Source organism: Gordonia sp. CPCC 205333 (assembly GCF_048537885.1).
In the GTDB taxonomy this organism is placed as follows: Bacteria; Actinomycetota; Actinomycetes; order Mycobacteriales; family Mycobacteriaceae; genus Gordonia.
The window spans coordinates 110087-122417 of sequence record NZ_JBCLVI010000003.1; the positions used below are offsets into that span (position 1 = coordinate 110087).

General features: G+C 62.9%; 11 protein-coding genes. 5 read left to right on the top strand and 6 right to left on the bottom strand.

Going from position 1 to position 12331, the window contains the following annotated elements; genetic code table 11:
* The first annotated feature begins 65 nt into the window (after positions 1-65).
* Positions 66-1682: a helicase HerA-like domain-containing protein gene (locus AAFP29_RS10730; RefSeq protein WP_419217365.1), complete on the top strand. Its 1617-nt coding sequence runs from the start codon at positions 66-68 to the stop codon at positions 1680-1682.
* A gap of 23 nt (positions 1683-1705) precedes the next feature.
* On the opposite strand, the gene cmrA is transcribed toward AAFP29_RS10730, so the two are convergent.
* The 6 genes from cmrA to glp all read right to left on the bottom strand — a co-directional run bounded on the left by cmrA (position 1706) and on the right by glp (position 8206).
* Positions 1706-2509 (bottom strand): mycolate reductase, encoded by an 804-nt coding sequence (gene cmrA, locus AAFP29_RS10735; RefSeq protein ID WP_419217366.1) that lies wholly within the window; start codon positions 2507-2509, stop codon positions 1706-1708.
* Between the two features lie 32 nt (positions 2510-2541).
* Complete coding sequence (locus AAFP29_RS10740) at positions 2542-4599, bottom strand: FAD-dependent oxidoreductase (RefSeq protein ID WP_419217367.1); 2058 nt, start codon at positions 4597-4599, stop codon at positions 2542-2544.
* A 55-nt stretch (positions 4600-4654) separates the two neighbouring features.
* Positions 4655-5200, bottom strand: a complete 546-nt coding sequence (locus tag AAFP29_RS10745) for a PadR family transcriptional regulator (protein WP_419217368.1) — start codon at positions 5198-5200, stop codon at positions 4655-4657.
* Between the two features lie 410 nt (positions 5201-5610).
* Positions 5611-6027, bottom strand: a complete 417-nt coding sequence (locus AAFP29_RS10750; RefSeq protein WP_419217369.1) for a molybdenum cofactor biosynthesis protein MoaE — start codon at positions 6025-6027, stop codon at positions 5611-5613.
* Entirely contained in the window at positions 6027-7046 is a 1020-nt protein-coding gene (gene moaCB / locus AAFP29_RS10755) for a bifunctional molybdenum cofactor biosynthesis protein MoaC/MoaB (RefSeq protein WP_419217370.1), read from the bottom strand. Before moaCB ends, AAFP29_RS10750 begins: the two co-directional genes overlap by 1 nt.
* Positions 7028-8206 carry a gephyrin-like molybdotransferase Glp gene (gene glp / locus AAFP29_RS10760; protein WP_419217371.1) on the bottom strand — a complete coding sequence of 393 codons (1179 nt, stop codon included), beginning with the start codon at positions 8204-8206 and terminating at the stop codon, positions 7028-7030. Before glp ends, moaCB begins: the two co-directional genes overlap by 19 nt.
* Before the next feature lie 77 nt (positions 8207-8283).
* On the opposite strand from glp, the gene moaA reads away from it, so the two are divergent.
* The 4 genes from moaA (at position 8284) to AAFP29_RS10780 (ending at position 12323) form a co-directional block, all read left to right on the top strand.
* A complete protein-coding gene (gene moaA / locus AAFP29_RS10765) occupies positions 8284-9267 on the top strand; it encodes a GTP 3',8-cyclase MoaA (protein ID WP_419217372.1) in 984 nt (327 codons plus the stop codon).
* A complete protein-coding gene (locus AAFP29_RS10770) occupies positions 9260-9517 on the top strand; it encodes a MoaD/ThiS family protein (protein WP_419217373.1) in 258 nt (85 codons plus the stop codon). The genes moaA and AAFP29_RS10770 overlap by 8 nt, the downstream gene beginning before the upstream one ends.
* Before the next feature lie 173 nt (positions 9518-9690).
* Entirely contained in the window at positions 9691-11115 is a 1425-nt protein-coding gene (locus AAFP29_RS10775; protein ID WP_419217374.1) for an MFS transporter, read from the top strand.
* 26 nt (positions 11116-11141) lie between these two features.
* On the top strand, positions 11142-12323 hold the full coding sequence (locus tag AAFP29_RS10780) for a uroporphyrinogen-III synthase (protein WP_419218063.1): 1182 nt from the start codon (positions 11142-11144) through the stop codon (positions 12321-12323).
* Positions 12324-12331 lie beyond the last annotated feature (8 nt).

The window sequence follows — 12331 nt, forward strand, 5'->3', positions numbered from 1 at the left end:
GTTCACGCGCATGTCCAACCGCGTGCCGCGCGGAGTCGATCGCTATTGTTCTTTCTGAATAGACCATGCCGAATAGAGTCTGCGATGTTCGCGACCGATATCTCTGCACCACGAGAGGATGCGCTGTGACTGACGCCGCTGGAGCTGCACAGACAATCGCTGCCGGATACAACTTCACCGGAACCGCACTGGAGCTCGGTTCGATTTCGGTAGATGGGACCGTCGCCCCCGACGCCAAGGTTCGAATCCCGCTATCGATGATGAATCGCCACGGACTCGTTGCCGGTGCGACGGGTACCGGTAAGACCAAGACTCTGCAATTGATTGCCGAGCAACTGTCGGCAAACGGTGTGCCGGTCATCATGGCCGACATCAAAGGAGACCTTTCGGGACTGAGTAAGTCCGGGGAGTCGAATGACAAGATTGTCGAACGTGCGGGCCTGACTGGCGATGACTGGCAAGCTAATTCGTTTCCCACCGAGTTCGTCTCATTGGGGGACAAGGGGATCGGCGTGCCAATTCGCGCGACGATCACCTCATTCGGTCCGATCCTGCTGTCGAAAGTGCTGGGGCTCAATGACACTCAGGAATCAACACTTGGCCTGATCTTCCATTGGGCGGACCAGAAGGGCCTTGCGCTCCTCGACCTCAAAGACTTGCGCCAGGTCATCAGTTACCTGACAAGTGATGACGGCAAAGCGGACCTGAAAGGGATTGGCGGCGTCTCGTCAGCGACCGCGGGCGTGATCCTGCGTGCGTTGTCGAACTTGGAGGCCGATGGCGGAGACACCTTCTTCGGTGAACCAGAGATCGACCCAGCAGACCTCCTACGCCTGAGCGCCGACGGCCGTGGCGTCATCACTCTGTTCGAACTTGGTGATCAAGCCGCTCGTCCGGCCCTATTCTCGACCTTCCTGATGTGGATTCTGGCCGACCTTTTCCAGTACTTGCCTGAGGTTGGCGATCTGGAGAAGCCCAAGGTGGTCTTCATCTTCGATGAGTCGCACCTGCTGTTCAACGACGCCTCCAAGGCGTTCAAGGAGCAGGTCGTTCAGACCGTCAAACTGATCAGGTCCAAGGGCGTCGGGGTGTTCTTCTGTTCGCAGTTGCCTACCGATATCCCCAATGAGGTGCTGTCGCAGCTCGGTGCTCGTATCCAGCACGCACTGCGCGCGTTTACCCCTGACGACCAGAAGGCACTGTCGCAGACGGTGAAGACCTATCCGGTCTCTGACGTCTACAAACTGGATTCCGCGTTGACCTCGCTCGGAACCGGCGAGGCGGTAGTCACCGTGCTCTCGGAGAAGGGTGCGCCGACTCCCGTCGCCTGGACGGTGATGCGGGCACCGCGTTCATCGATGGCAGCAGTCGGTGCGGACGGTATCAAGTCCGCGGCAACGGCCAGCCCACTGTTCGCCAAATATGGCACCCCGATCGATCGCGAGTCGGCATACGAGTTGTTGACCGCTAAGGTCGCCCCGCCAGCGCCCACAGGCGGAATCGGAGCGTCGGGGGAGGCTGCGCCGCCAGCCCCCGCCCCCGTTCCCGCGAAAGAGGAACCCGGCATGATCTCCGAGGTGCTCAATAGCCCGGCGATGAAGAGTTTCCTGCGGTCGGCGGCTAGTGCCGCGGGACGCGAGATCAGCCGTTCGATCTTCGGCACCGCCAAGCGACGCCGCTAGGGGTACCGCAGATCGGACCGGGGTCAGTCGGCCATCTTGCGGTAGAAGGTCCCGACGATTGGTGCCACGATCTTGCGCGGTGAATAGCCGCCGGCTACCGACATCGCCTTGGACAGGGCACCCGGCACGACGCGCATCTTGTTGCGCGCCAACGCGTCTAGACTCATTTCGGCGACTTTGTCGGAGGAATGCCAGAGGAAGTCGGGTACCGCGGCGTCGACGTTGCTGGCCGCGTCGGCACTCGGGGTCTCGGTGCGTACCGGTCCTGGCGCGAGCAGGGTCACGTGGACGCCCTGATCTGCGACTTCGCCGCGTAAGGATTCGCTGAAGGTATTTACGAAAGCTTTCGACGCCGCGTACGTCGCGTTATTGGGGATAGGCATGTTGCCAGCCGCCGATCCGACCATCAGAATGCCGCCGGCCCGCCGCGCGACCATCTGCGGCAATACCGCCAGCGTCAGATCGTGTACCGCGTTGACATTGAGGCGTGTTTGAGCGCGTTCGTAGTCGGCGTCCAGTTCGTATAGCCGACCGAAGGTCGCGATTCCGGCGTTATTGCACAGAATTGACACCTCCCGACCGGACAGTTCGGCGGAAAGCACTTCCACCGCCGTGGAATCGGATAGGTCAACGGCGCGCACCTCGACGGTCACACCGTGATCCTCGTGCAACTCGACCGCCAACTCTTCGAGGATCTCGCCGCGTCGCGCGACGACGATCAACGAATACCCGCGGGCGGCGAGAACGCGCGCGAGCGCCATACCGATCCCTGACGATGCGCCGGTGACCACTGCTCGACCGTCGACTGACGGAATGGGGACTGCCATTCCGTCAGTCTAAACAGGTCGATTCGACGGACTCAGTTGATACTGGCGGCTACTTCGGTTCCCTGGCGAATGGCCCGCTTGGCGTCGAGTTCGGCGGCCAGATCGGCACCGCCGATCACGTGGGTGGTCACGCCGGCAACCGTCAGAGGGTCGATCAGTTCGCGTACCGATTCCTGGCCAGCGCAAATCACCACATTGTCGACTTCGAGAATGCGCGGTGGTGTGTCGGGATCGTCGAAGGACAAGTGCAGCCCGGCGTCGTCGATCTTGTCGTAGCGTGCTCCCGAAATCTGTTCTACGCCTTTCATTTTCACCGTCGCGCGATGCACCCAGCCGGTGGTCTTGCCGAGCGTCTTGCCCTGTCGTCCGGGCTTGCGTTGCACCAGATAGACCGTTCGCGTCGCGGGTAGTGGGCGCGGTTTGGTGACGAAACCAGGTTTAGTCAGATCCTCGCTGACGCCCCACTCCTGTTCCCACTCTTTGAGATTCAGGGTCGGGGACTCGTCGACGGTGAGGAATTCGGTTACGTCGAAACCGATTCCGCCCGCACCGATCACCGCGACCCGCTTACCGATTTCTCGGTGGCCGAGGACTGCATCGGCATAGGACATCACCATCGGGTGGTCGACTCCCTCGATGTCGGGGATACGGGGGGTCACACCGGTAGCCACGATCACCTCGTCAAACTTGCCCGCAGACGTGCCTTCGATCAGCTCGTCGGCAGTCACACGTTTGTTCAAATGTACTGTGACATTGTTGATTTCGAGCTGGCGGGTGAAGTAGCGGACCGTCTCATTGAACTCTTCTTTGCCGGGAATGCGGGCGGCGATTGAGAACTGTCCGCCGATCTTGTCGCTACCTTCGAACAGTTCGATGCGGTGACCGCGCTGCGCCGCCGAGACCGCCGCGGCGAGGCCGGCCGGACCCGCACCGATGACCGCGATGTGCTTGGCTCGGCGGGTCGCGCCCAAGGTCAGTACTGTTTCACGACCAGCTCGCGCGTTGAGCAGGCAGGAGACCTTCTTGCCGACAAACGCGTGATCGAGGCAGGCCTGGTTGCAGCCGATGCAGGTGTTGATCTCGTCGCCGCGACCGGTCATCGCCTTATTGACGAACTCTGGATCCGCGAGCAGCGGCCTGGCCATCGATACCGCGTCGACACGGCCGCGTTCAAGGATCTCCTCGGCGACCTCTGGGGTGTTGATGCGGTTGGATGCGATCAGCGGAATCTTCACCTCATCGCGAAGACGCTCGGTGAATTTCACGAACGCCGCACGCGGCACCGACGTGACGATGGTCGGAATACCCGCCTCGTGCCAGCCGATATCGGTATTGATGGCATCGACACCGAGTTCTTCGGCCTTACGGGCCATCAGCGCGATCTCATCCCAGGTCTGCCCCTTGCGGACGAAGTCGGCGATGGACTGGCGCAGGATGATGGGGAAGTTGCGCGGGACCTGCTTACGGACCTCTTTGATGATCTCGACCAGGAATCGCTGACGATTCTCGGTGGAGCCGCCCCATTTGTCGGTGCGGTCGTTGGTATGCGGGCACAGGAACTGATTGATCAGATAGCCCTCGCCGCCCATCAGTTCGATGGCGTCGTAGCCGGATTTACGTGCTAGTTTGGCGCCCTGTCCGAAGGCGCGAATGACATGCCAGATCATCTGTTCGTTCATCTTGAAATGTTTGAACGGATGGATCGGCGATGGCTCTGAGCCCGCGGCCACCTTGAGCGGGGTGTATCCGTAGCGTCCGGCGTGGATGAGCTGGATCGCGATCTTGCCGCCCTCTTTGTGGACCGCCTTGGTTAGTCGACTGTGCCGATGGACGTCGACCGAGTTGGTCAGCTTGCCCGCGAAGGGGAGGAGCAGGCCGGTGCGGGTCGGGGCGAAGCCGCCGGTGATGATGAGCCCGACGCCGCCGCGGGCGCGTTCGGCGTAATACGCGGCCAGTTTGTCGGTGTCCCAATAGCGATCTTCGAGGCCGGTGTGCATAGACCCCATCACGGCGCGGTTGCGCAGCGTGATGCCGCCGATCTGCAACGGCTCAAAGAGCCTCGGATAGTGAGGGTTCGGTGCGGTCGGCATTGCGCTCCTTCGTGACGGGAAGATCGACCGGGGGCTGTCCGGCGATCGGCGGGTTTTAGGTGTCTGACTGCTGACTAAGTGCGTCGATGACTTCATCACACCAATCGATAAAGCCTTCCGCGGCACGAATTCCGCCGCGGAGCACTAGATACTGGTGTAGTTTGCGGCCGGATAACGCACCCGGATTTGGGTAGTCGTCCTTTTGGAATCTCGTGTAGAGGTCGAGCTGAAAAGAATGCAGGTCGCGTTGACGGCGCATGTCGGCGATTGTGTCGTTGATGTCGCCGTGTTCGGCGGCGCGGAGTTTGACGCCGAGTTCGTTACGCAGGTGCTGCACCGGGGTGGGGGTCGCCACCCAATCGCGCAGCGCCTGCCGTCCGGCGTCGGACAGTGTGTAGACCTTCTTATCGGGTCGCCCGTCTTGAGCAACCGGTTCAAAGCTGACCAGACCATCGGAGTGGAGCTTCTTGAGCGTCCGATAGATCTGCTGATGGGTGGCCGACCAGAAGTGGCCGATAGAACGTTCGAATTGACGCCCGAGCTCGTAGCCGGTGCCGGGTCGCTCGGCTAGCGACACCATGATCGCGTGTTCGAGAGCCATGTGAACAACGTAGCAGTGCAACTACGCACTATGCAACGACGTGCATAGCCTGGCGCGGGCATGGAAGACACACGAAACCCCGCCGGACTTCAGTCCGGGCGGGGCTTCGGTTGAGCGGGGTTAGTGCGCGATGCCGCGCAGAATCAGCGCCATTCCCAGGTCCACTGACGGCGACGACGGTCCCATACGCGGCGGCGCTGACGGCGACGCTCCTGGCGGCGGGGCTGTTGTCCGGGACGGTAAGGCTGAGGCATTTCGGTCTCCTTGGTTAGGGATTTCCTGTTGTGCGACAACGTATGTCGAACACAGACGAAGGTAGGTGACCGAATGTGGGATGCCCTGGCTCAGAGCTGCCAATCAACTGTCAGCGTTAGTAACGGACAACTTGGACCTCTACTCCGCATCCGCCTTCAACATTTGCCGACCTGCCAGTCCGACACGCCGTCGGCATATGTCTCGAATTTCCAGATCGGAACCTGTGCTTTGATCTCATCAATTACCTTGGCGCACAAGGCAAATGCCTGGACTCGATGCGGCGTGGCGACAGCTACGACCACGGCGATGTCGCCGATGACCAAATCGCCGATCCGGTGTTGTGCGGCGATCCGAATATCGGCGGCGCGATATTTCGCGCACACCTGCGCGAGAAAATCGGCAGCCCGTGGATGAGCCTCGTAACGCAGGGCCGTCACCGAACGACCATCGTGATGGTCGCGAACCACGCCGGTGAAAGTCACTACGGCGCCGTCCGCGCTGGTACGCACGGCGTCTTCGCATATGCGCGGATCAAGTGGCGCATCGATGATGCCGGGAAGATCGTGCGCCATCAGTGTCCGCCGCCGTCGGCGAGGTGAAATAGGTGCGAGACGAGGGGATCGAGTACGGCAATGCCGTCGTTGACCCCGCCCTTCGACCCCGGCAAGTTCACGACCAGTGTGCGACCGGCAAACCCGGCGAGTCCACGGCTCAGCGAGGAGTACGGCGTCGCGGCCCGGCCGGTTTCCCGCATGGCTTCGGCGATGCCGGGCAACGCGGTGGTCAGGTGAGGTGCGGTCGCCTCAGGCGTGTGGTCGTCTGAGGTCGGACCGGTTCCGCCGGTGGTTATCAGTAACGCGGGACGTTGCGCGAGAGCGGCGCGAAGGGCGCCCGCCACGTCGGCATCGGCGGCGATAATTGGCTCGGCGACTTGGAATCCCTTGCTGGTCAACCACTCTCGGATCACCGGCCCGGTGGCATCGGCGCGCTCGCCGCTGGCGATCCGGGTGGACGACACCAAGACAATCGCACGTCGGCCGGGGTAAACATCGACCGTGCCGGCCGCGACAGTTCGGACAGGCTCGGCCGGTGGCTCATCACGACGCCAACTTCCGTGCCGCCCACCATCTTTGGCCCATAGTGCGACATCGTTCATCGATGCTGCGGGGTCGACGGCTTTGACCATGTCGTGCAGCGTGAGTCCGGCGACACTGACAGCCGTCAACGCCTCCATCTCGACCCCCGTACGGCCGGTCGTCGATGCCGTGGCCGTCACCACCACAGTGTCGTCGGTGAGTTCGAAGCTCACGTCGACAGAGTTCAGTGGCAACTGATGACACAGCGGGATCAGGTCCGATGTACGTTTGGCGCCCATGATTCCGGCGATTCGGGCGACCGCGAGTACATCGCCTTTCGGGGTGTTTCCACTGCTAATAAGCGCGATCACCCGCCGCGTCGTGCGAAAGACACCACGCGCGGTCGCTGTTCGCTTGGTGACATCCTTCTGCGACACGTCGACCATATGCGCGCTGCCGTCGGCGGCAACGTGACTGAGGATGGCGTCTTCGGAAGTCACTGAGTCAGCGGCCATGTCGGCACCTCCTGACCCGCAGGCAGATACTCTGCCGCGGAATCGATCTCGATCAAGACATTGGAATTCGCGGCCGTTGCGACGAGGTGGCTGCCGGCGCCGCCGACCACCTCGACAGTCCCGTCGGCCTGCAGGCACCCGCGCAAATACTGAGTCTTGCCAGCGATCGAGGTGACGTCGGCGACCAGAGTCGCAGATGTCGGCTGCACCTCGGGAAGGCCGCTGACCGACCGTAATGCGCTGCGTACCAACACTTCAAACGACACCATCACGCTCACTGGATTGCCCGGCAAGCTGATCACCGGAGTATCGCGCCACCGTGTCAATCCTTGTGGCCCACCGGGTTGCATTGCGACTGGTCCGAACCAGCCGGTGTCGGAGAGCAAGTCCCGCACGGGTTCTCGTTCACCCATCGAAACACCGCCCGAGGTCAGCACCACGTCGGCCGTCGCGACGGCGGCAGCGAGTTTCTGCTCGAAGTCGCCATCGTCGCCCGCACGGTCGGCGTAGGTCACCTGCGCGCCGTGTGCGGTGCACAGAGCGGCCAGAATCACCGAATTCGACTCGTACACTTGACCGAATGCCAATGGGGCGCCCGGACTGACAAGTTCGCTGCCAGTCGAGATCACCGCGACACGGGGACGCCTGAAAACGTCGACGGCGGCCGTGCCCGTTGCCGCGAGGGCGGCGAGATGGCGTGGGGCGAGGACCGTGCCACCCGGCACCACGAGTGTCCCGGCGGCCACGTCGGCCGCGGCACGCCGAATGAATGCGCCGACGTCGGGTGCCGCACTGAAACTCACCGTGTCCGCGCGTTCGTCGGATTGCTCAACCGGCACCACGGCGTCGGCGCCGGCGGGAAGTGGGGCGCCGGTCATGATCGCCGCGACGGTCCCGGGAAGCAGCGGCCCCGGCCCGGTATCGCCGGCGAAGATTCGAGTGGCAACGGGAAGCGGCGAATCGATGACGACCTCCGCGGCGCGCACCGCGAAACCATCCATCGCTGAATTGTCGAAAGCGGGCATTGGCGCAAGCGCGGCGACGTCGGCGACCAAGACCCGGCCGCGCGCTCGAGCTAGCGGGACGGTTTCACGTCCGGAGAGTTCGGCAAGGGCATCAGTGATCGCGGTCCGGTGTACGGAAACATGCCTGCGGCTCACCGTTGCGAGTTTAGGCCCTCGGTCACCGACGATGCTCCGTCGGTGTCCGGGCCGATCGCCGGGTAGCGTTGATAACTATGTCCCTGCAAGACGGCTTCGGGCGCCGAGCGCGAGATCTGCGGATCTCGTTGACTCAGGCGTGCACCCTGCGGTGCCGATACTGTATGCCTGCCGAGGGGTTGCCGCTGCTGCCGCGCGAAGAATTGCTGTCAGTGGACGAGGTTGCCCGGTTGATCGATATCGGGGTCGATGATTTGGGGATCGACGAGGTGCGACTGACCGGTGGCGAACCGTTGGTGCGCCGTGACCTGGAGACACTCGTCGCGACCATCCGGGCGCGGCACTCGACATTGCCGATCGCGTTGACTACCAATGCAATCGGCCTTTCTCGTCGTGCACACGACCTTCGTGCCGCAGGAGTTACCCGTCTCAATATCTCCCTGGATACCGTCGACGCCGAACTGTTCGCCGAAGTCACCCGACGCGACCGGCTGTCCGACGTTGTCGCCGGAATCGACGCGGCCCGCGCCGCGGGGTTCGACTCCATCAAAGTGAACGCGGTCGCCCTGCAATCCACGCTGGCCTCGGCGACCGGCTTACTGGACTGGTGTATCGCGCGTGGTCTCGAACTCCGGTTCATCGAGAATATGCCGCTCGACGCCGACGCGACCTGGACAGCCTCTGATCTGATCACCGCAGACGACGTTTTGGCAGAACTCTCGCGCCACCATCGACTTGAGCCGATCGGTCGCGTCGATCCGGGTGCACCTGCCGAGCGATGGCTCGTCGATGGCGGCCCGGCGACTGTCGGGATCATTGCTTCGATGACCCGGTCGTTTTGTCGCACCTGCGACCGCACCCGGATTACCGCCGAAGGTCGCGTGCGACCGTGTTTGTTCTCCGATGACGAGATTGACCTGCGCACCGCGATGCGCGGTGGAGCGACCGATGCCGAGGTCGCCGAACTCTGGAAGACGGTCACCGCTCGCAAATCCGCCGGGCACGCGGCGCTCGGCGTACTGACTCACCCGCGTCGCACGATGGGAGCCATCGGTGGCTGACCGGGCAATTCTGATCGAGGTGACCTACTTCGCCGCGATAGCCGACGCGACGGGGTGTCGCCGCGAGACGCTCATCGTCGAATCGGCCACGGTGGGTGGGCTACGGGCAGCGATCGGGGACCGGCATGGGGTGCGGGCGGGCGAGTTGGCCCGGTTGTGCACCGTTCTGAGCGGTGACGAGATGATGCGAGAGGCCGAAGCCGTCGTCGGAACAGAAGTGGATATGTTACCGCCCTTTGCCGGCGGCTGAGAAGAAACCGCAGTTCAACAAGGGTTAGCCGCTGTCTCACGGCCCCGACCGCTCGGCGGTGAGAACCCGGTTACCCATCGGACACGGCAAGAAGCCGTAAGGCAACAAACGATTCTTAACGTCGCTGTGGTCGGCATGGTGCCGGATCTGAAGGCTTTGGAAGGCAGACGTGTATGAGTCGCTCACACACCATCACCCATTGGGACCCCGAAGACGTCGAGGCATGGGAAGCCGGCGGCAAGCAGATCGCCCGACGCAACCTGATCTGGTCGGTGGCCGCTGAGCATGTTGGCTTCTCGGTGTGGTCGTTGTGGTCGGTCATGGTGCTGTTCATGCCGGCCGATATTTACGGACTGTCTGCCGGTGACAAATTCCTGATCGGCGCGACGGCGACGCTGACCGGAGCATTGCTGCGGTTCCCGTACACGATGGCGACCGCACGTTTCGGCGGGCGCAACTGGACTGTCTTCTCGGCCTTCGTACTGCTGATTCCGGTGACGGCGACCATTGCCATCCTCGCCAATCCCGGCCAACCGCTCTGGATGTATTTGCTCTGCGCGGCGGTTACTGGTCTGGGCGGCGGCAACTTCGCCTCGTCGATGACCAATATCAACGCCTTCTACCCGCAGCGTCTCAAGGGATGGGCGCTCGGTCTGAACGCGGGGGGCGGCAACCTTGGTGTACCCGCTGTGCAGTTGATCGGTTTGCTCGTCATCGCTGTCGCGGGAAATCGACAGCCCTACTGGGTGTGTGCGGTGTACTTGGTCTTCCTCGTCGTCGCGGGTATTGGGGCCGCGTTGTTCATGGACAACCTGGCTACGCCGAGCGTTGACATGGGAGCTATGCGGGCAGCCTTGCGCAATCGCAATACCTGGGTGATCTCGCTGCTCTACATCGGCACTTTCGGATCGTTCATCGGCTTTTCCTTCGCTTTTGGTCAGGTCCTGCAGATCACCTTCAAAGCCAACGGGCAGTCGGTAGCCGACGCGACGTTGCACGCCGCTCAGATTGCGTTTATCGGTCCTCTGCTCGGCTCGATCGCACGGGTCTACGGCGGTAAGCTTTCCGACCGGATCGGCGGTGGTCGCGTCACTCTCGTCACCTTTGTGGGGATGGCGCTTTTCGCGGGCGTGTTGATCGCGGCCTCGACCAGTGCTGGTTCCGGCGCGGCGAGCGGTGCGGCCATGACCGGCTACATCGTCGGGTTCATCGCACTATTCCTGTTGTCGGGCACCGGAAATGGCTCCGTTTACAAGATGATCCCGTCCATCTTCGACGCTGCTTCGCGGTCACTCGACGCCGACGAGGCGACTCGCGCCCATTACTCGCGGTCGATGTCGGGAGCAGTTATCGGTATCGCCGGCGCGATCGGCGGTTTGGGTGGCGTCGGAATCAACCTGGTTTTGCGCCAGTCCTATCTCAGCCAGGGCACCGCTACCGCGGCGTTCTGGGTCTTCGGCGTGTTTTACGTGATCGCCGCGATCATCACCTGGCGCGTATACGTCGCTGTACCGCATGTTCCCGCTGACGGCGGTGTTGCCGACGATTCGGTCGGCATCGACAAGCCCGCGCGTGGGACAATCAAGTCAACGGTGTGAAGAGTGGAACGAACGAAAGCGAGTTGATGGGCGGCGGACTGGAGCCCGGTGACACAACGACCTCAGCGGTGGCGGATCGAAGCGATGCTCGTGCTTCGAAGACGCCACTGGCGGGGTTCACGGTGGCACTCACGGCGGCGCGCCGCGCCGACGAATTCGAGACATTGTTGCGGCGGCGGGGGGCCTCGGTGGTCTCCGCCGCCGCGATTTCGATGGTTCCACTCGCCGACGACGATCGGCTGCGTGAGATAACTGACGAATTGATCGCTGTGCCACCGGATTTGCTGATCGCGACCACCGGGATCGGATTCCGCGGTTGGGTCGAGGCCGCCGACGGCTGGGGTCTGGCCGAGCCGCTGCTGGAGGCGCTCGGCAAGGGCCGCGTTATCTCTCGCGGCCCCAAGGCAACCGGTGCACTGCGTGCGGCCGGCCTGCGCGAGGAGTGGTCACCGGCATCGGAGTCCTCGGTTGAAGTGCTCAGTCACCTCACCGAGCAGGACGTCGCCGGTAAGCGGGTAGCCGTGCAATTACATGGTGCTACCGACGATTGGGACCCGGTCCCTGGCTTCTTGGCTGAGTTGGAAGCGCGCGGAGCGCAGGTGGTGGGTGTTCCCGTCTATCGGTGGGAGCCCCCCTCGAATACGGCGGAACTCGATTCGTTGATCGAGATACTCGCGCTCGCTCAGGTCGATGCGGTGACATTCACGTCGGCACCAGCCGTGGCATCGACGTTGATGCGTGCCGACGAGCTCGGGCTATTCGAAGGTGTTCGGCGAGCGTTGTCCGGGCCGGTTGTGCCGTACTGCGTGGGGCCGGTCACGGCGGGACCCCTGGCCCGTATTGGAGTGGAAAGTGTTGAGCCGGAACGGATGCGGCTGGGCGCGTTGGCCCGGCTTGTCGCCGACGATCTGCCCGAGCGTCGGCCGACGTTACGGGTTGCCGGTCACGATCTGGGTGTCCGTGCCTGCGCCGCGGTAGTCGACGACGGTATTCGCGAGCTATCGCCGTCGGGGTTGTCGTTGCTGAAAATGTTGGCGCGTAAACCCGGTGACGTCTGCTCACGCGAAGAGTTGTTGGCAGTCTTGCCGGCTGCGGGTGACGACACCCACGCGGTGGAGGCCGCCATCGCACGATTGCGGGCGAGCCTGGGTGCTAAGGAGATTGTGGCGACTGTAGTGAAACGGGGATATCGGTTGGCGGTCGACTGAACTGGTGT